Source organism: Streptomyces sp. NPDC087845 (assembly GCF_044742755.1).
Lineage (GTDB): Bacteria > Actinomycetota > Actinomycetes > Streptomycetales > Streptomycetaceae > Streptomyces.
The window spans coordinates 1,023,172-1,044,835 of sequence record NZ_JBIUVC010000001.1; the positions used below are offsets into that span (position 1 = coordinate 1,023,172).

At 70.2% G+C, this 21,664-nt stretch carries 4 protein-coding genes and 1 pseudogene; 4 read left to right on the forward strand and 1 reads right to left on the reverse strand.

Features of this window, described 5'->3' with window-relative positions; translation table 11 throughout:
• Positions 1-2: 2 nt before the first annotated feature.
• From ACIOMQ_RS04735 to ACIOMQ_RS04750, 4 genes are all read left to right on the forward strand, one after another.
• A complete protein-coding gene (locus ACIOMQ_RS04735) occupies positions 3-12,980 on the forward strand; it encodes a hypothetical protein (protein WP_402187832.1) in 12,978 nt (4,325 codons plus the stop codon).
• A gap of 147 nt (positions 12,981-13,127) precedes the next feature.
• Positions 13,128-13,367, forward strand: coding sequence for a hypothetical protein (locus ACIOMQ_RS04740; protein ID WP_402187835.1), 240 nt, complete (start codon positions 13,128-13,130; stop codon positions 13,365-13,367).
• Between the two features lie 450 nt (positions 13,368-13,817).
• Positions 13,818-16,853, forward strand: coding sequence for a hypothetical protein (locus tag ACIOMQ_RS04745; RefSeq protein ID WP_402187837.1), 3,036 nt, complete (start codon positions 13,818-13,820; stop codon positions 16,851-16,853).
• Between the two features lie 50 nt (positions 16,854-16,903).
• Positions 16,904-18,412, forward strand: a complete 1,509-nt coding sequence (locus tag ACIOMQ_RS04750; RefSeq protein WP_402187840.1) for a hypothetical protein — start codon at positions 16,904-16,906, stop codon at positions 18,410-18,412.
• 198 nt (positions 18,413-18,610) lie between these two features.
• Here ACIOMQ_RS04750 and ACIOMQ_RS04755 read toward each other — a convergent pair.
• Positions 18,611-21,663, reverse strand: a pseudogene (locus ACIOMQ_RS04755) (CHAT domain-containing protein).
• Position 21,664 lies beyond the last annotated feature (1 nt).

Sequence of the window (21,664 nt, forward strand, 5' to 3'; positions counted from 1 at the left end):
CCATGTCCCTGCAGTTTCCCCCCGAGTGCGCCTGGCTGTTCGCGGCCCTGACCGGTGAGGTCCCGCCGGACGGCGACGAGGACAAGATGTTCGCCCTCGCCGAGGCGCACAAAGGGCTGCACGGGAAACTGAACGGCGACATCCAGAAACAGGTGGCCGACGCCCTCGGTTACACCAGGAAGAACTTCGACGGCACCGCCGCCGAGATGTACCAGGAGGCGATGAAGGCCTTCCTCGGCGGTCAGGAGGGACTCGACTACTTCAACTCCGTCACCGAGCAGGCGGAGCTGATCGCCGACTTCACCCGCAAGAGCGCCACCCAGCTCCAGTACACCAAGTACATGATCATCGCCCAGCTGGTGGAGCTGCTGGTCGAAGCCGCGGTGGCGATGGCGCTGTCCTTCTTCTTCGGCGCCTCCATCGCGGCCTATCTGCAGAAGCAGGCCATCGTCCGGCTGATCATCCGCACGCGGCTGGGGCGGATGCTCCTCACACTGCTCATGCACGAGATCATCAACGTGGGCATGGGCGTGGCCATGGACGCTCTGGTCCAGTGGACGCAGCTGAACCAGGGCACCCGGGACGAGTGGGACGGCGACCTCACCAAGAACGCGGCTCTCTCCGGAGCGATCCAGGGCCTGCTGGCGGGCCCCTTCCACGCCCTGGGCGAGAAGTTCAGCAAGCTCCTTTCCAAGATGTTCGGCGACGACGCCGGCAAGCAGCTCGGCAAGAAGCTCGACGACGTACTGCCGCCGCCCAAGAACCTCGGCGACGGCGCCGGAAAGAACCTGGGGAAGCACGGCGGTGATCTGCCCCCGCCGAAGAACAAGGCGGGCGACGACATCGTCCCGCCCAAGAACAAGGCCGGCGACGACATCGCGCCGCCGCCCCCGTCCAAGAACAAAGGGGGCGACGACCTCGCGCCTCCGCCCAAGAACAAGGCGGGTGACGACGTCACGCCCCCGCCCGCGAAGACGCCGTCCGGCGACACCCCGAAGCCGAACGCCAACAAGGACCTCCCTCCCCCGCCGCAGTCCTTCGGTCAGGACATGACCGACATCTTCCGCAAGCACCTGCCGAACACGGCCGGCCCCAACCCGGAGAAGGCGGCGCGCAACTTCGTCAAGGACGTCGGGGACGCCTTCGAGCGGCGTTTCGGTGGCGCCGAGGCCCGCGACGCGGGCCGGCAGTGGGCGTCGACCCTGCTCATGGCGACCGGGCGGAAGGAACTGCCCGACGCGCTGGGGGAGGCGCTGGAACCGATCGCCAAGCAGCTCGACGACCGGGTGACGAAGGTCCTGACCGAGGGCACCGCGGACGCGATGGGCAAGAGCATCCTGCAGTCGATACGGGGCACGACCGTCACGGGCCTGTTCGAGGGCGCCCACGCGGCGGTCTCGGAGGGCACATACAACCTGATCTTCTCGGACGAGCACACCTTCTCGACCTCCGGGCTCACCTTCGGGTCCGGCATCGTCGAGGGGCGCGTCGGCCACGTGCTGGAGACCGGCGGCGAGAAGCTCGGGGCGGGGCTGCGCGGCTCCCTCGGCATGGACACCCCGAACCTCGGCCACGGCGCACCGTCGGGACTCACCGACGACATGCCGGACCTGGGCCTGGACACGTTCTTCGCGGAGCCGGAGACCGGCAGCCTCACCGACGACATGCCCGATCTCGCCCTGAACGAGTTCTTCGCCGACGCGGACGACGATCTCCAGTACCTGGATGTCGACGAGGATCCGGAGTACCTCGCGGGCGAGGGCGGAGATTCCGGTGCCGGCAAGGGCGACGCCCAGGGGCCCCCTACGCCGATCGCCACCAGCTCCACCCAGCCCACCGGCGTCACGGGCGGCGGTCAGGGCGCGACCAGCGGCTCCACCCCGGTCACGACATCGAACACCGCAAACACTGCGAGCACCGCAAACACTGCGAACACCTCAAACACGGGGAACACCGCGAACACGTCGGGCAACCCGGCCAACTCCAGCAACTCGGCCTCGTCGAACGCCTCCCAGCAGAAGGCGCAGGACAACCAGACGGCCACCACCTCCTCCGGAAACGGCGGCGACAACAGCACCCCGAATCAGCCGACCGGCCTCACCACCGAGAGCCACGGCACCCCGGTCGAGGACCCCTCCCGGGCGAACGAGAACACCGACGCGGAGAACCGCCGGACCGGCGAGGAGAACGCGGACCACCAGCGCCCGCCCACCGCGAGCGGTACCAACTCCTGGGAATCCGACGGCCAGGGGGGCGACGACAACAGCACGGCCGAAACGAAGACGTCCGACCAGACCGACTCCTCCACCTCGGACGAGAATTCCGGCTCGCCCGTCGCGACCACGTCCACTTCCACGTCCACCTCCGCCTCCACTTCCACGTACGAGAACGCGCAGACCCAGGGGAAGCTGGCTGACGACCCGGAATCCCTGAACTGGGGCACCAGCCAGGCCCCGCACCCCGCCAACCCCGTACAGCAGAACACGGGCGGGGACCAGCAGAAGATCTCCCAGGAGCAGCGGAACACCTCCGAGGAGCAGCGGAAGACCACCGAGGAACAGCAGCAGACCACCGAGGAACAGCAGGACTCCTCCGAGGGGCAGGGGAGCACCTCCGAGGAACAGCAGGACTCCTCCGAGGGGCAGGGGAGCACCTCCGAGGAACAGCAGAACGCCTCCGAGGAGCAGAGGAGCACCTCCGAGGAACAGCAGAACGCCTCCGAGGAGCAGGGGAATCCGCTGGCAGCCGCTCCGGTCACGCCTCCCACGCCCGGGGCCCCGGTCTCCCCCATCGCCCTTGTCTCCCAGGACCAGCCCACCACCCCCACGGAGACCGACCTCACGGAGACCGACTCCACGGATCCGGTCCCACCGGGCCAGACCCCTCCGCCCTCGCCGCCCCCGGTCCCCCATGCCCAGCCGGTCTCCACCCCGGCCACCCCTCGGCAGACGCCCGCCCCGCTCTCGGCGGCGGTGCAGAACCTCGGCACCGACAGCCGCGGGTTGCCGGGCGGAGTGCAGTTCTCGCCGCTCGCTCCCGAGCTCGTCAACACCCTGCACGAGCAGGTGCGGAACTCCCTGGAGATCCCCGAGGAACACCGGGCCGAGGTCGACGGCCAACTGGCCACCCTGCTGAGCGCCCAGGCCCTGCACGACAACCGGGTCATGCTGCTGAGCCCGGACGGGCACCGCATCCACCTGGTCCACGGCGGCGCCACCCACCCGGTCGATGTCCGGCTACGGCTGTCCGACCCGGCTCCCTCCCTCATGTACGGGCAGGGGCGGCGGATACCGCCGCGCAACAACGAGGAACGGTACTCCGCCGGTTACGACAGCAATTCCCAGGTCAGCACGACCGCCGTGCGTACGCTCACGGCGCCCTCCTGGGTCGGCACCTTCGCCAACAACGCCAAGACGTCCATTCCGCTCCTGTCCACGCTCTGGAACCGCATCACCGGCTTCCCCGTGTCGGTCTCGCCCACCGGGACACTGGGCCGCAACACCATGTCCACCACGGTCAGCCAGTCCGTCGTCCTGACCAGTCTGCTGCGCAGTAACGAACCGGCGACCCCGTACGACTACAAGGCTTCGTGGAGCGTCAGCACCCCGACCGTGAGCGTCAGCAGCCCGACCGGGCCGATCGGGCCGACCGTGAGCACGGGCGGAAACCTCACGTCCGCCTCGCTTCCGAACCCGGAGCACCAGGGCGAGCGGCCCGACGACCTCCCCTTGCAGACGTTCAGCGAGGACAACGCGCACACGGCCATCACCATCCCGGGCGACGAGAACGCGCGGACCACGGAGGAAGCCGAGAACCAGCAGGACTCCGGCGACGAGCAGAACTCGACGGACCATCTCGTCACCGCCTGGTTTCCCGAGCACCTCACCAAGCCGCCCGCGGCCGACGACACGGACCCCGCTCCCCTCTACGGCCACAGCGCCGACGACTTCCGCAAGCACCTGGACAAGCTGCCGCTGTGGGCACTGGACTCGATGTCCGACCCGGGGGTCCTGTTGCGGGACGTCAGACAGCGGTTCGGCTCCGAACTCGACCGGCTCTCCCCGGAATCGCTGGCCGCGGTGGAGCGGTTCTTCAGCGCCCAGCAGCTGCTCGGCGCACTCCCCCTGCAACTTCCGCAGCTCGGCCAGAACGCCGAGGACGCCTCGGGCATGCTCTCGCCGCTGCTGTTGGACGCGGACGGCAAGGCGCTCGGCATGTTCAAGGTCGTCGCGGAGGTGGACACGCGTCAGGGCGACGGCCTCCACGACATCAAGGTCGACAAGCGGTTCAACTTCGAGCGTTCCCTGGATCGCCAGATCAAGGTGGACGCCCTTTCCAAGGCCTCTCTCACCCTGGGTGGCGAGATCTCGGCGGGTGCGAACTGGAACGCGCTGGACCCCGACTCGGATTCCGGACTGCGGGACTTCAACGTCGGCCTCAACAGCGCGGTGAAGGGGGGCGGCAGCTGGCAGAAGGATCGCGGTTTCGGCGCCGGCTCCACCCACAACGCCCTGTACAACCTGCGGGCGAACAACGGGCATGTGCTGACCCCGGCGCGGGTCGCGTACCGGGTGGCCTTCATCGCCGCGGACGGGAGCGTCCGGCCGGATCCGACGGCCCAGGGAGACCGGACGACCGTGTCCGCCCCCGCCACCGATGTGTGGATTCGCGCCCTGAGTCCTCAGACGGTCAACGGCACCGTCCCCGAGAACAAGCCGCGGCCCCCTGCCGAGGTGGCGGCCCTGGAGTCCCTCGGGCTGAGCTCGACACCGCTTGCCCTCGACGGTGCGGGGGTACACCAGGTCCTGAAGGGCGCCGGCGACTGGCTCCGGGACAACGGGTATCTGCCCAAGGCCGACGAGTCGGCCATCCCCACAGACGAGCGCCTGATCAAGGCGCGCCTGGAGAACCTGCGCAAGCTGACGCTGCTGACCTCGCCGACCGGCCTCCAGGCCGGAGTGGACGAGATGATCGACGGCGGCTACGTCATCCACTTCAACAAGCCGACCATCGGCGGCGGCAACGACCGCGTGGCGCTCCAACTGGACCTGAGCCCCGAACCCCCGTCCACCAACGGGGCCGGCAGCCAGGGTGTCAGTCACCAGCGGACGATCAACGGCGTCGTCATCCCGAACATCAGCGGCCTGTCGGTGCCGGGAACGAGCCAGTCGGCGCAGACCACCTCCACGTGGATCGGCGGCAACACCGAACTGGGCGGCTCCGTCGACGGTCCGGTACGGGGAGCGGTCACCGGCGAGATCAAGCGCACGAAGACGTCCGCCGAAACACTGACCGTCGGTTCCGGACTCGCCTATTCGCAGTTGATCGCGACGAGCAACCAGGCCACCGAGGTCTTCCGGGTGCCGACCGTGCTCAGCGTGAAGATCCAGGCGGGCGAGAATTCGCTGTACTCGGACAACTCCAGTCGGTTCACACCCGCCGACACGAGCACCGAGAACGCTCGCGGCCCCAGGGCCTATCTGGATGTGGCCCTGCCCGCGAGCCGGACCCTGGCCGCCGCTGTGCAGGAGCAGGCCCCGGCCCAGGCCCAGGAACAGACGCAGGAACAGACGCAGGAGCAGAGGCAGAAGGAGGCCCAGGACCCGGGCGGCCTGTTGCCCGACGGCTCACTGGTCGACATCCTGCGGGGCAGCAAGGAACTCAACACGCTCCTGCACGACATGCTGGGCGAGGTACCACCCGCCCCGACGCCGTCCGAGACACCTGCATCCGAAACACCGACGTCCGAAACACCGCCTTCTGAGACACCGACGTCCGAAACTCTGTCGCCCGAAGAACAGGGCCACGTGGTGGGTGGCCCCATGCCGGGCGCTCTGCCGCCCGAGCAGCCGCCGCACACACAAACGCAGACACAGACACAAACGCAGGCACAGGCACAGGCACAGACCACCGTCAGCAACCAGACGCAGAGCCCGGCCCCGGGTACGAACACCGGCACTGCCTCCAGCCTGTGGACCTCGGCCGTGCACAGCGCCAAGTCCCTGGCCGGGCACATCCTGAACGCGGCCACGACGGTACGTCAGACCCTGGTCGGCGACACCCTCACGTCCGAGGAGATCTCCCTCAGCGAGGCCCTGCACGCCCAACTCACCCCCGCGGCGCTGTCCGCACGCGCCCATCAGCTCGTCAAGGGCGTCTACGTCATCGACGACCTCTTCGTGCCGGCCGCCCTCGCAGGCACCGATCTCGTCGTCGAGATCCGCGCGAAGCTGTCCAACCTCCGCAGCCTCGGTGAGGTCACCCAGTACGGCGAGATCGACCTCGGGCTCGTCGACAGCGCCTCCCGCCAGACCTCCAGCACCTCCTCCCTCGAAGGGGGTGGCGGCTTCAGCCTGAAGTCCACGGCACTCCGTGCGGACGCCGAGGCGGCCGCGGCCAAGGCAGCCGACCCGCTCTCCGCTCCCGACGAGGAGGCCAAGGGCAAGGGCAAGGGCAAGGCCGTGTCCGGCGGCGGGAGCGCCAAGGGGGTGTACGGCCGGGGCGACACCCGGGCGGTGACGGCCGCCGCGTCGACGAGCACGACACGCGTGCCCTCCGAGAGCGGCAAGCACGTCCGTATCTCCGCCGACATCACCTACGAGGTGACCCTGCGCCGCGGGACACGCGGGGGCCCGGTGAGCCGCTCCGGGGCGGTCACCGAGCCCAGGACGGTCACCATCGAGGGAGGAATACAGTTCCTCGCCACGCCGGAGCAACTGCGTCGCGACAACGGCCGGCTGGTCGATCTGTTGGGCCTGCAGGACCTGGGCGAGGGCACGCCCGCGAACGCCCCGCTGCCGTACCGGTTCGTACAGCGCGGAACCCTCGGCCTGGCGGCCGTGCTGGACGTCACCCCGCTGAGCAGCCCGTTGCCCCTTCCCGTGACCGCGAACGGCACACCCGGCGCCACGGAGCCGAACCCGGCGCCGCAGAACACGAATCCTGACGTTGATGGGCAGACGGAAACTCCGGACGTCCAGGAACAGCCCCAGCAGGAACAGAACGAACAGGAACAGAGCGAGCGGGAACAGATCGCACCGGAACAGGAAGAGACCACACCGGAACAGGAACAGATCACACCGGAACAGGAACAGATCACACCGGAGCAGGACCAGGCCACACCGGAGCAGGAGCAGACCGCACCGGAGCAGGAGACCACCGACCCCACGCCCCCGGCCGAGCCCCGGATCGAGCGCGATCTGTACCACCGCAGGCTGACCGCGCTGGTGGAGGCCCAGGCGCCCGGCGCCCTCACCCCCGGCAGCTCGCACTACGTGCCCGGACTGCGCCAGCGGCTCGCGGACTTCACCTCCCCCGCCGCCATGGCCGCTCTCACCGGCCGCGGCAGGGACCAGCCGCTCAGCTTCACCTTCCCGTACCCCGACGGCGTGACCACCAAGGACGTCACGGTGCACCTCGCGGGCCGCCCGAGCTGGAGCTCCGAACAGCTCCTACAGGTGAAGGGACGTGAGAGTGCGAAGGGAGCCGGGCTGGAGACCTTCACCCAGCACGCGCCCAACAACATCACCCAGACGCGGAGCCGGACCACCAAATGGGGAGGTGCCGCGTCCGGCAGCCTCTCCATCCCCACCATCGACGACAGCAAGCACAAGCTGGGCCTCGCCCCCTCGGCCACACACACCACCACGCGCACCGACACCGTCACCAACACGAGCACCGCGGAGGACCGCCTCTGGATGCGTACGGAGGGAGGCGCGGAGTTCCGGCTGGCGTGGACCTTCACGGCCTCGATGGAGATCGACGGGACGACGTACGCGATCGACCAGGTGGACGCCGCCGTCACCGTCCGTTTCGCCAAGGACGAGGATCCCCTGGTCACGGGCGAGGCACCGGCCGAACCCAACCGTCTGCCCAAGGGCGTGCGGGAGACCGACCCGAGGAACACCGCGAACGGACTGCTGACCGCAGTGCCGGTGAGGCCCACCGGTACGGAGACCGTCTACGAGATCAGCCACCACCAGGAGCTTCTGCAAGCGGTCCACGAGGTGGCCCCCGAACTCGCGAAGGGCGCCACCCTCAGCAGCGGCGCCAGCGACGAGGCGGCGGCGGCACGGCTGACGGAGCTGCTGCACGGTGGGGAGATCACAGTCGACTCACTGCGTCAGGCAGCGGGCTTCGGCGGTTCCGCGCCCCGCGCCGACGGCACGTCCTCGGTGAAGATGACCACGCAGTTGCTGCGACCGAAGATCATCGGCAGCAGCCGCGGCGTCACCATCGACCACGTACGTCAGACCGGTTCCGGCACCACCGCGACCTCCTCCGTGTCGCGTTCGTCCGCCTTCTCCCTCGGCGCGAACCACACCGTCGACAGCAAGGGCGAGCACACCCTCGGCGTCTCCACCACGCCCTTCCAGTTCCAGTCGGTGCCCCAGGGCCAGGGCGGCGGTGTCTCGGCCGGCGGACGCCGCTGGACGAAGATCGGCACGGCGGGGCTGCCCACAGCCACGAAGGGCCTGCAGACGCACGAGGTCGAGGTCGACACGGTCACCACCGTCACCAGACCCGGCGGGCCGGTCCGCTACGTCACCGGCACCGCGATACTGCGGGTCTCCGAAACGGATCTGCGGGGGCTCGGCATCCTGCCCCCGGGCAACGGCGTCTGGGACCTGCCGCCCCTCCCCACCACACCCACCACGACAACGCCCACGACAGGCACTGCAAACGCAACAGACACTGCGGCGCCAACGGACACCGCCAACGGCGGACGGCCCGATGCCGACCTGATCCAGGCAATCACCACCTACCTGACGGAAGAGGTCGGCGAACAACCCGACGGACAGCAGGACGAGAACCGCCCGATGCCGCAGCTCTGGCTGGCGCTCGGGCCGCAGGACGGTGCGGCGCAGTTGGCAGCTGCCGAGACTCGTGCCGTCGCCATCGCCACCGCCATCGGGTCCCCCGTGGAACTCGCCGTGCACGACAACAACGGCATCCACTACCTGGTCGTCACCGGCGAGAACAATGAGGCCACGGTGTCCGCCGGGAACACCGGAAACGCCAGGCCTCTTGGCGGCCCCGGCGGCCCGCGAGGGGAGTCGGTCTCCTCCCAGCCCCTGAACCGCCCCTCGATGCTGCCGCGCCCCCCGGTCGCCGCGGTCTCACAGAACACGGCGGCCGGGAACACCAACCAGGTCAACCGGGACGAGTCCGCGAACACCCTCGCTCCGAACGAGCAACCGCCGACGGCCACTTCGACCACCCCGACCACCCCGATCTCCCCGCCGACCCCGACCACGTCGGAGCACTTGCCCTCCCTCGACGACAACGAGGACACCGCCCAGGACCCGACACCGGTCAACGAATCGGAGACAGCCAGCCCCACCCCGAACACAACAACACAGCACCTTCCCTCCCCCAACAACAACGAGAACACCACCCAAGACCCGACACCGGTCAACGAATCAGAGACAGCCAGCCCCACCCCGAACACAACAACACAGCACCTTCCCTCCCCCAACAACAACGAGAACACCACCCAAGACCCGACACCGACCAACGAATCAGAGACAGCCAGCCCCACCCCGAACACAACCGTGGCGTCCACGGTCCTCCCCGCCCCCGCCCCCTCCCCGTCCGCCGACCTCACGGACACGACCGAGACGCGGCCTCCGGTCCAGAACTCCAGCCGCTCCGCGCTCGCTTACCAACTCCTCAATCCCACGCCCACCCCCACGCCCACCCCCACGCCCACACCTCCTCCGCCTCCCCCGCTGCCAACCCCGCCACCGCCGCCCCCTCGGCCCCAGCCGCGCGTCGGCGAGACCCCGTGGCGGCCGGCTGCGGGACGCGGCAATCTGCCCGACCGCCCCGTCCGTCCCCGGGTCCTGGGCAAGCGGGTCGACGTGCTCGTCTCCGAGGCGGAGTTGCGGCCGTTCCGAAACACCGCGACGGCCGCGGTGCACACCGAACGCTTCGATCCGGCCCTGCGGCAGAGCGACCGGCGCCCCGGCCTGCTCAACGGTTCCGAGACGCTGATCCGCAACCACGTACGTCGCGAACGCCTGTCGGACGGTCGCACTGTTCGCCATTTCTTCGTCACCCTGCCCTTCGAGATCGCCGACTACCTGGATCACTCGGATCTCGACGCACTCCTGACGCGTGTGCAGAGCCTCCTGGACACGCACATGAACCGGGGCTACGTGCTCCCTCGTTCCGGCGACCAGTTCCGCGTCACCGCAGAGTTCGTGCACGCGCCCGGCCACGGTGAGGCCATCACCCTCACCCGGAACCTTCTGCCCGACCGGGCGGACCAGCTCCACTGGGACCTCGAACACAGCGACGCCACCCTCGTCCACGAACTCCTCCACTACCTCGGACTCGCCGACGAATACCTGGACGCCAACGGCCTGGCGACCGGTGACCCGCATCTGTTCCGCCGCGACCCGCGCCTCACCGGAGTTCACGAGGAGGGGTTGATGGCCCTCCTCGACTCGGACGGCCTGCGCGAACTGCCCGTCGACTACCTCAGGACGATCGAGGACGTCAGCGACACCGTCGACATCCCCGTGCACAACGAGTCCCAACTGACCGAATCCACTGTGCACAACGAGTCCCAACCGACCGAAACGTCCACGCGCCTCGCCCCCGGTCAGACGCCGCACCGCCCCCCGAGCAACGCGCCGGACCTGAATGGAGCCCCCGGATCAAGCCAGAAAAGGCGTGTTGGCGAAGAAGAGGACGACGGCGCCCCAGGGCCGAGCAATCAGAAGAAGCCCCGTGCCAGAGAGGATGACGCAGAAGAGCTGGAGCGACTGAGGGAGTACCAACATCAGTTGAACCAGGACGATCGGGAGGACCTCGGGTACCAGGGGGACCAGGAGGACCTCGGGTACCAGGAGGACCTCGGACACCAGGGGGAACAGGAGACCCCGGCGAGCGAATCGGATACGGGGAAGGGCAAGGAGCGCAAGAAGAATCCGGCGGACTCCATCAGCTCCCACGTGACAGAAAGCCCGATTGTCGCCGTCCACGGTGGTGGCACCCTCGGCTGGGTGACGAGCGAAACCCGTCTGCGCTTCCCCCGCTCCATGGCGAACGAGCGATCCGAGCAAACCCTTTCCCATCTTTCTTTTCTGCTGCACAAAATCATGACTGACGCCCAGAAGGAGCAAGCAGGGGCGTCCGGAACGGTTCAGGACGACCGCGAGACACAGTCCATGTTGATCAATGGCAGACTACTTTTCGCATCGAACTTCAACGAATCCGCAGACGCTCTCAAGGAATATCTGAAAGCAAGCGGGGACACCTCGCTGCAAGGGCTTCTGGAGCAGCAGCTCAATCCCCCCACGGCCGGGAAGCAATCCGAAGAAATCAAGCGAATGGACCGCGCCACGGAGAAGGTTCAGGCAATCCTGGACGATCAGCGCGGCATGGAGGACGACGCCACAGCCGACGTCTTGCGCGACGCGGTCGGCAGGACGATCGAGTTCGTCGGCACGGACGCCGACAACCTGCGAGAGGTGCTCACCGCCAAGGAGTACGAAGGCAAGGTGATCATGCTCCGCGTCGGCCCCACGGAAAGAGAGGGTTCGGAGAAACCTCGTTCGGTGCATGCCGAGCAGAAGCTGCTTCTGGCCCTGCACAAGGCCGACATCAAACCCGCAGAGGTTGCTGGGCGATCCTTCATCGTCCAGGGCAGGTACCGGCCGTGCGCCGGCTGTGCGGCCGCACTGAGGTACTACCGCGATGCTCTCGGATTCAGTGACTTGTCCTTCAATCCCAATCACGGCCATTTCTGGAAGTCGGCCGTGCAGAATCTCCTGGATCACCAACCCCATGTTGCCAACAGTCCGGAGTACGCACAGTATCTCCAGCACATGGTCGAGTCGACGGAGAACGGGACGGACGATTCGACGCCGACCAACCCGATGAGCACACCCGCGAGTTCCGGGGTGAGACCTCCGTCCGACGGCACCACGGTGATCGAGAACAACGGCCTTGAGATCCGGATTCCATCCTCGGACGGAGGAAAACACGGATACAGAACCGACTCCGACAGTGACATCGAGGTTTCCACCGAGAATGGAGCCAAACGCTATCGCTCCGTGATACGCGAACGGCACGAGTACCTGGGTCCGGAAACCGGGAGGATCGGCCGAGGCAGCAACAAGGCAAGCGGAGGGAGGCAGGCCGTCCGCGCCCTGGGTGAAGACGAGAGGAACTTGATCAAGGCAGCCCACCTGTCGGGTGACCGAGAGAGGCTGAGAGAAATTCTCATCAATTTCTCCACACAGGGAGGAGTACGCGGAGTACCGATATCAAACATAGAGCTTTCCGGCATCATCGGACTGAGTCCGGGCCATATCGGACGCATTATCCTCGGGAAGTCCGGCCACGAAGCCCGGAACCAGAGGGAATTCAAAAGAAGAGTACAAACCTTCACAGGAGAAGGCGAGGAAGCCGCCAGCCTCACCGACGATCATTGGCTTGCGATCGTCAACGAGATGGTCAGACTCCACATCGACAAGGAGACCGCAGAGGACATTTCCGGATTTTCCGGGGACCTCTTCGACAGCGCCTACGACAGGCACAGAGAGAATGAAGGCATCGGAAGCCTCGACGTCTCTCCCGGCGAAACACTGAAACAGCGAATAGGGAAGCACTTCGCCGGTGGCTTCGAAGAATTCCGCATGGGCTGGGAAGAACTTTTGCATGTAGACACGAAGAAGCTTTCCAGGATGAGCGCATCGGAAATAGAGAAACTTCTGGAAATCTACGAGGAAATCGAATCAGAAGGTGTTGATATCGACAATTTGTCCACCTTGCTGGACAACCCGCACCTCAAAGAGGTGATCTCAGGCAACCTGCGGCTCCTTCAATCAGAGGTGAACAGCCCTTACTTCGGAGACACCCACCCCGACGAACAAGGCGCAGATGAAGAAGGCGATGAATTTGAGGCCGGATCTCTTCCGGCTCGTTATGAAGCATACCTACGGCACATTTACGGAAAGAGGCAGTGATCGTAACGAAAGGCGCCGATGATTCGGATTTCCCGGCCCCACCGAGAAGCGCCCTCATCGTAGTACCGGTCAGGCCGATATACCGGCTCATGACAACAGCCACCTCGACCACGGCAGTCCTGTGATCCCGGATTCACTGCGTCGTCGATGAAAAATCCCACCCCGCTCCCCTATTCCCCGGAGTCGAGCCTCCTCGTCGACGGGGCGGACGTTCAGCTGGACAACAAGGAGATCCGCCTGTGCCCCGTCGCGTACCGTGCCCGGCCACCCGCGCCGCTGGATCCGGGCGGGCGTCGGGCCGCCGCCCGCCCGGCCCGCCCGTATGCCCGCCTGGTTTCCCCGCACGGCTTCCCCGGTCCCGGCCGGCGCCGCAGACGCAGGACCTGACGGGTCGGTCGGACTTGCCGGGCGCGGCCGCCAACGATCTCCTCGTCCGCCCGATCACCGGTCGGACGCAACCGTTCACCGCCACCATGGAGGTGGACGCGGAGCACGGCGCAGCCCGGACCCGGACCGTCCCGAAGGGCGCTTCGTCGTGCACCGAACTCGGCTCCACAGCGGCCTTCTTGCTCGACCTGCACCCCGACGGCCCCGGCCGGACCCTCCTGCTGACGGGTCCCGACGGCATACCCCGCACCTTCCCGAGGTCCTCCGCCGACAACGCTCGCTCAGCCCTCTCCGAATCCGCTGCGAGCAGCGCACCCGCGATGCCGGAGTACCACGCTCCCGCACGAGGCGCTCTTCGTGATCGAATCGGGGCGACCGGACAGGGGAGGGCCAGTGCGACAGGGTGACGACGGACGGGTGGGGCCGGCCTCGGGTGGCATATCCGAGCGGATGATGCGTCGGTTCCGCCGCCGCGGCGCCGCCCCCGCGCCCGCCGAGGCGGCGGGCGGCTCCGCTGCCGGTGCGGCACGGGGGGCATCACCGCGCACCGTGCGGGACGAGTTCCCCCACCGCTACCTGCTGCGTTCCTCGGCCGTGCCGGACTCCCCGGTCCGGGAACTCGTACGGGAGTTGCCCGCCGACCCCCGACGCCCCGTCGTCGTGGTCGACGTACCCCAGAAGGCCGCCGGCAACCTCGGTGAGGAACTGGGCTCACTGCTGGCCCGGCTGCGCGAGGAGGAGCCGCTCGCCGTCCGGCTGGTGCTGTCCGGGGCCGCCGCACCGGCCGGCGAGGCCGGTCCGCTGGCCCAACGCCTCGCCGACGCCTGGGAGGTGACTCTGGAGGCACCCGACGCCCCCGCCGTCCTCACCCCCGGCGGCCTGCTCTACGTCACCGAACCCGCCACCCCCGGCGGCGGCTGGTGGCGTTTCGCCCCGGGGACCGCCCCCGAGGCGCTGGGCACCCGCCTGCCCGCCCCGCGCTGGCAGCGCGCCCTGACCCGGGTTCCCCTGGGGCCGATCGGGGAGAGCGTGGTCCGTGCCGTCCCCGCCGGGCTGGCCCTGTACCCGGCGGGCACCGCCGCGCCGCGCCCCGATGAACTCGCCTACGCGGTCGCCGTGCACCCCGAACGGCTGAGTGTGCTGCTCGGCGCCCCGCGCGCGGAGCCGGTCGCGGCGGAGGACCTGGCCACCCTCCTCGCCGGTCTGCCCGCCGAGCCCCGCCACTCCCTGCGGCTCGTCCCGGCAGACGGCCGTGAAGCGGTCGGCCTGGCCGAGGAGGTGTGCGACCTCCTCGGCACGGAGATCGAGGTGACCCTGGGGCTCCCGGTCACCGCCACCGGGAGCGAGGACAACGGCGAGGCCGAGGGCGAATCCGTACGACTGGTCTCCCCCGAGGGGGAGTTCACCTGGCCCGCGCCGCTGACCGCCCTGGTCTGCTCCCCCACCGGGGAGGACGGCTCGCGTCCCGCCCCTCGCCCCGCAGCCTGGGCGTTCCCCGAGAAGGCGGGGGTCCCCGGGACGGAACCGGCGAGCCTGCGGCTGCCGTCCGGGGCCTGGGCGGTGGCGGTGCGTTCCGGGCTCTGGCTCGGCACCTCCCCCGAACCACCCGCCGAAGTACGGGACCGGGCCGGCGAGTCCCGCGCGCTGCGGGTGGAGATCGCGGCGGACTGCCTGTCCGGGAAAGCGGCGGGCGAGAAGCGTCTGAAGGACCTGGCCGCGCTCCTCACCGGCCTCGGCGCAGCGGCGCGCACCCACTCCGAACTCGCCGTCTCCGAGGACGTGGAGCCCGACGCGGTCGCCGGGCTGCGGCGATTCGCGATCCGTACGGGGCTGACGCTGGCGGCCGCACCTCGGCGGAGCAGTGCCCCGGCGCTGTCCGGGAGCGCGCCGACGTCCCGCGAAGTGGGCACCTCGGCCGACGAGGCCACCGCGACGCGGACCGAAACGGCCACGCCCCGCCCGAGCACGCCCGTGGCGGTGGCCGCGCCGACAGCCGGAGGGGACTCGGCTGCCGAGCCCGGACCGCCGGTGGAACCGGAGCCCGAGACGGCACCGCCCGCCCCCCGCCCCCGGGCGGAAAAAGCTCCCGCTGCCAGGACGGGCGCAGGCACGCCGCGCACCGAAGGCCACCCGTCCGGAACCGGAGCAGCGGCGGCCGACCCCGCCCCACGCCCCCGCCCGCAAACAACCCCCCACACGGAATCAGGTCCGGCCGAACCACACGCCCAAGGCCGCCCGCCCACAGGCGGAACCGTCACGCCGCTCTCCTCCGCCCGCCCGGAGGAAACCCCTGGGCCCGGGGCGGGCCGGGGTCTGCCCCACACCGGGGGCCGGCCGGCGGTGGCAGGGGCCGGGGGCACCCTCGGGGCGCGCCTCGACCCGGCCGGAGCCGTACCGGACGGGGGGCCGCACGCCCCAGCAGGATCCGGTCGGCCGGCACCGGCCCGGCGGGAGGAGCCCACGCTCCCGCCCGGGGCGGTGGTCGGCGCACGGACCACAGGTGCCGGGGGCGAGGAGGCCGAGCCGAGCGGCCCGCCTCCGTCGACGACGTCCGGCCGGACGACCGCCGGTCGGAAGCCCGCCGCATCTGCCACCCCGCAGCCGACGGTGCCCGGCGCCACCGCTCCGCCCCCGATGCCCGCCCCAGCGGGCCAGGTGGTCCCGGCACCGGCCCCGAGCGTCCCGGCCCAGGTCAGGACCCCCGTCGCCCCGGCCCAGGTCAGGCCCCCTGCCGCTCCGGCCCGGCGCCGCCGCGCGCCTGTGGGCTTCAGCGGCGAGCCGGACCGCCGGGCGTTCCGGGAGCTGGCCGCCGAGGTCTGGGAGAAGCACAGCGGACCCGTGGGCCAGGCGCTCATCCGGCTGCCCGCACTGCGCGGAACCGGTGAGGACGCCGCACGGGCCGATCTGATCGCTGTCCATCTGTACCTCTCCTCCTCCCCGGAGGACCCCTTCGGGGCTCGTGCCCTCGCCGAGGACAGCGAGGCACTGCGCCCGTACGCGGCCTGTCTGGCGTCCGGGTTGCAGCGGCTGCCCGCCCTGCGGGGCACCCTCGTGCGCGCCGTGGCACAGCCGGCTGTGCCGGACGAGGTCGTGCCGGGTGCGGTGCTGGAGTGCGACGCGCCGCTGGACGTCGTCCACCTGGAGGCGCAGGACGCGCCCCTGCCGCCCCTGTCCCACGTCCGTTACGTCATCCGGCCCGTGACCGCCCGGCGCACCTCGGTACTCTCCGTCGACGGAAACGGTGTGCACGCACTCTTCGGTACCGGGACCGCGTTCACAGTCCTGACCCGCCACGAGGCGGAGGGCGACATGCCCGCCCGGGTCCTGCTGGCCGAACTGCCCACGGGCACCGGCCGGTTCCGGGAGCCCTCCCCCGAAGCCGTGGAACGGCTGGACAGCGCCGCCCGCCGCCCGGGTGCGGCCGGGGCGCTCGCCTGGCCGGATCGGTGCACCGGTCCGTTCCACCACGCCCCACCGGTGCGCTGAGCGGCGCCTCCGCAGAACTCTTTCCTCCCGTCCAGAAAGGCAGACCAGCCATGGCAAGCAAAGAGTCCACCCCGGCAGGTGAGAGCGCCGGGGGCTCCTCGGTGCGACGTGCGGCGGCAATCGCCGTCCTGACCGAGGAACCGACCACCGGCCTGTTCCCCGCGACCGCGACCGCCTCCGCCGCTTCCACCGCCTCCGCTTCCGCTCCTGCTCCCGCTTCCGCCTCTGCCTCCGCTTCCGCGGCCGTGACGGCTCCGGCCGCCGGTGCGGAGGCCGCAGCCACAACCGGCACGAAGGCCGGAACGGGCGGTGGGACGGCGACGGCCACCGCCGTAGCCACCGCGACCCCCGAACCGGCCGCGGAGGAGGGCGCAGCCCCCGCAGCGGGGGAGGAGGCGCCGACTGCCGCCGCGACGGCCGCAACCGGCGAAACCACCCCGGCCGCCCCCGAATCGGCCACGGCGGCCACCGCCGAGACGGGTCCGGCGGCGGACGGAACCGCTTCCGCCGCTCAGACCCGGACCACGACCGAGTCGGCGGCCGAGACGCGTCTCACCGCCGCGGCGGGCTCCGGGGCCTCCGGGAAGCGCACCGTCGGCCTGCCCCTGGGGCGGCCCAACAAGCCGATGATCGCCGCCGCGGTCCTCGGCGGGCTGGTCCTCATCGGGGTGCCCTTCCTCATCTCCGGCCCCGACGACAAGCCCCGTCCCCCGGTCGCCGGGGCCCCTGCCGGCAGCTCGATGAACCCCGACGGTTCCGGCCCCGGACTCGTTCCCAGCGAGCAGCGCATCTCCGCGCCGGGCGTGGCCAAGGCCAAGGCCAAGGGCGAGCACTCCGGTATGGGGCCCGGCTCCGGCGGCACGACCGAACACAACGCCGCTCTGGGCGGCATACACGAGTCCGGCAGCGGCGGTGAGGACAAGGAAGACAAGCCCAGCACCCCGAAGAAGGCCCCGTCCACCAAGACCGGCAAGAAGAACACCCCACCCGCCGAGAACAACAAGCAGGCCCCCGCCAACAAGCCCGCGGGCGTCGCCCCGGACGCCCCCGCCCCGGCCATCACCTATTCGCACCTCATAGGCCCTGGCTGCAACACGCCCGGCTTCGCCGCCGGGGACCAGTACACCGACGGGAACGAGGGCTGGCGCGGCAGCCGGGGAAGCACCACGTCCTACGGGTGCAGCGGCTTCTACTACAGCCTGCCGATGTCGGGCAGTTCACGCTCGGACGGCATCTGGGCGCAGTGGAAGTTCACGTCCGGCGACGTGAAGAAGGGCAACTGCGCGGTCCAGGTGTACATCCCCAACGTCCACGACCTCTCGTATGTCGGCGGCACCCCGGCTCACTACACCGTCTACCGCGCCTTCACGCAGAGTTCGGGCAACCAGATCGGCACCTTCGAGATCAACCAGCCCTCCCACCTGGGCCAGTGGGTCTCCGCCGGCACCTTCCCGATCACGGACAACAAGATCTCCGTCGTCCTCGACAACCGCGGCAGCGGCGCCAACAACCGCCACGCCGCCGCGGCCCCGGTCCGGGTCAACTGCACCGCGACCTGAGCGGTGTACCGCCCCTCCCCACGCCGCCACACGCGCGGGGAGGGGCCAGCGGTGAGTGCCGCGATAAGGACCCCGAGCTGCGCGCCGCCACACGCGCGGGGAGGGGCCCCTGCCCCGCCCCGCCCCTGTCCCGCCCCGAGGATCAACCCCGGCACCGGATCACCGGGCGAACGTCACAGAGCCCGTATCGCCTGCCGGTCATACAACGATGCAGGTCATGGCCGCCCACAGCAGGGGCGAGTGCTCGATCCGGCCGCCGGCGCGCCAGTGGTCGAGCTGCTCGCGCTGCCAGCGGCCGAGCCGGTGCACGGGGTCGCGGTGCTCGTGGGCGGCGTCGACGGCGATGATCGCCTCCGACAGCGGGCGTACGGACTCGGGCAGACCGGCCAGCCGGTGGAACGCGAAGCTGGTCGGCAGCACCCAGCGGGTGGCGGTGACCAGCTCGGCGCCGTTGTGGATCATCGCCGTCGCCAGGCCGAACGACTCGGCGAACCGCAGATCGCCGCCGCTCTCGCAGCCGATCAGCGCGACACGCGGCGGCGCGGGCCAGATCCGCGCACCCGGCTCGCCGTCCGCGCGCAGGGGAAGCGTGCCCAGCAGGAGGTCCTTGGCCGACAGCGGCCGATGGGTACGGACCGCCTCGGCCAGGCCGGCGGTCCCCGGACCGCAACACAGATGGAGCGCGCCGTCCTCGCTCTGCCCGCCCTCGACCGGCGCGCCGCTCACGTGCCCGACGTACATCAGCCTGCGTGCCCCCTTGCGGAGCACGCCGCTCAACCAGTCCCGGTCCAGGTCGGTGCGGCGGAAGGCCTCCGCCGGGGCGGCGACGGACGGCACGACGGCGCCCGCGTCCAGACGGCTCTGGACGAACGACAGCAGCTGCGGGTCCGAGCCGGGCGGCCCCAGGACCGAGCCGAGCGGGGAGTCGGCCCGGAACCCGGGCACCCGGGGGTCGAGGACGAGCACGACCGCGTCGGCGCCCGCATCCGCGCCCGCATCCGCATCCGCGTCCGTTTCGGCGTCCGCATCTGCGTCCGTTTCGGCGTCCGTGTCGGGCGCCGGACACGCAGCGGATCTCTGCAGCCGCAACGACACCGGCGCGGTGGTCACGACGTCCGCCAGATCGATGAGCCGGACGTCGTCGCCGACGGCAAGCAGTTCCCACGGGACCTGGGCGACCCTGGGCGACGGCTGGATCCGCACCAGGGGACGGCCCGCGCGCGCCGACACGTGGCGTATCTGCGCCGTCAGCCCCTCCGGCCACAGCGCCTCGGCCAGCACCCGCGCGAGCCGGTGCTCGGTCCGGTGACCGGCCATCGCTCCCGAGTCGAACGCCCGCCGCAGCCCCTCCGCTCCCCCGCCCGCGCCCGGCAGCGCGGCGGCCAGCGCGCCGACCGCCCGGTCGACTTCGGCACCGGGCCCGTGGCCGGTGCCGAACCCCCGGGCCCCGCTGGTCCACGTCCAGGTCATGAACAGGTCGCCGGCGTCGGCCAGCCGGACCTGGACCACCGGCCGGCTCATCACGTCGTCGGCGACCAGAACGGCACCTCTTCCTCACTCACGATCCGTCGGTGATAGCGGAATTCGGCCGCCTCGATGTACTCCTGGAGCGCGATACGGCCGGATTCCGGCGACATCCGCACCTTCGGCGGCGGCGCGACGCGCAGGCCGACGGAGGCAGCGGCCTCCGCCGCCACGCCCCCGGGCATCATCGGGCCGTCGACGTGCCCGTACGCCTTCATGGCCGCACTCGGGAAGACCGACGCAGCGTCTTCGGCGGACCCGGCTGCCCCAGCTGCCCCGGCGGGCGCAGAGGACTCGCCGGGCCCGGAGGACTCGCCGGACCTGGAGGACTCGCCGGGCCCGGAGGGCGGGACACGCATCGCCGACCGAGGTGAACGGTCCAGCGCCAGCGAGGCGCCCGCGCAGCGGTGTTCCACCAGTTCGAAGAGGAGTCCCTGGTCCTGCCGGCGTACCGCGAGGCGGAAGACCAACTGCATGGCGTCGTCCGCCAGTTCCAGCCACTGACTGCGGGCGTGGGCGGTGGCGAAGTCGTAGCGCGCCGCCTCCAGGGCCAGTGCGGCGGGAAGGGCGAGGGAGAGCGCGGTACCGATGGACTCCCGCTCGTGGTCACCGTGGTCCGTCCGGTTCAGGTTGTCCTCAAGGGCTCTCGCGAGCATGAGATCGACCTGTGCGCACCGCTCGTACACCTCCCGCGCCTGGTACACGTCGCGGGCTTCCTGGGCCAGCCGCTTCATCTCGGTGATGTCGCCCCGGGCATAGGCCTGTTGGGCGCCCAGCAGGCTGGTGTCGGCGGCGGCGATCGATGCGCCGAGTCGTTCGAACCGGGCCAGGCTCGCCCCCAGCAGGTCCTGTGCGCCGGTGGCGTCGCCGCGCAGACCGGCGAGAAAGCCACGGGCCTGTTCGCAGACCGCCAGATCACCGAACTGCCGCTGCCGCTCGAAGATCGCGGACGCCTCGGCGTACCACCGCTCCGCGAGGCCGAGATCGCCCCGGTGCATCGCGGCGTACGCCCGGTGCACGAGCAGCGACTGCTGCTCACCGGCGTTGCCCATCGCCCGGAAGCCGTCCTCCGCGCGGACGAAGTAGTCCTCGGCCGGGTCGAACCGCCCCGTCGAGGCGCAGATCAGGCCGAGGGCGGTCAGCAGTCGCGGGACGGCCGGCACCACGGCCTGCGGTGTGGTGGACAGCAGCGCCGAGGCCTGCTCCTCGGCCGCTCCCCACTCGCCCCGCTCCATCAGCAGATGCACCCGGTTCAGGCCGAGTTCGGCAGTACGCAGCCCCTCCGGGTCGTCGAACTCGGGCAGTCTGGCCGCCACTTCGTCGAGACATGCCAGCGCCTCGTCCAGGTGCCCGGTCCTGCGCAGCAGGTCGGCCCTGGCGAGCAGGGTCTTCAGCAGGACTTCCAGCCACAGTTGACGGCCGAGCGGCCCCATCGACACCGAGGGGATGCCGTGGAGCAGGCCGAGGGCCCGCTCCACGGCGTCCGCCGCCCCGGCCAGGTCCGTGGCGGTGAGCCGGACGCTCGCGAGGTCCGACAGCAGATGCGCCCGCAGGAAACGCACGTCGGGCGAGTCCTCGATGGGCTCGGCCACGGTGAGCAACCCCTCGTAGACGGTGCACGCGGCGGCGAGGTCAGCAGCCAGCCGATGTTCCTCGGCCAGGGCGAAACCACTGTCGAACGGCTCTCCGTACAGCCACACCCCCGCGTCGTCCTCCTCGTCCGGCATC

Coding starts and splice junctions, on each gene's coding strand:
- ACIOMQ_RS04735 (WP_402187832.1), top strand. CDS start 3: ATGTCCCTGCAGTTTCCCCCCGAGTGCGCCTGGCTGTTCGCGGCCCTG.
- ACIOMQ_RS04740 (WP_402187835.1), top strand. CDS start 13,128: ATGAAAAATCCCACCCCGCTCCCCTATTCCCCGGAGTCGAGCCTCCTC.
- ACIOMQ_RS04745 (WP_402187837.1), top strand. CDS start 13,818: ATGATGCGTCGGTTCCGCCGCCGCGGCGCCGCCCCCGCGCCCGCCGAG.
- ACIOMQ_RS04750 (WP_402187840.1), top strand. CDS start 16,904: ATGGCAAGCAAAGAGTCCACCCCGGCAGGTGAGAGCGCCGGGGGCTCC.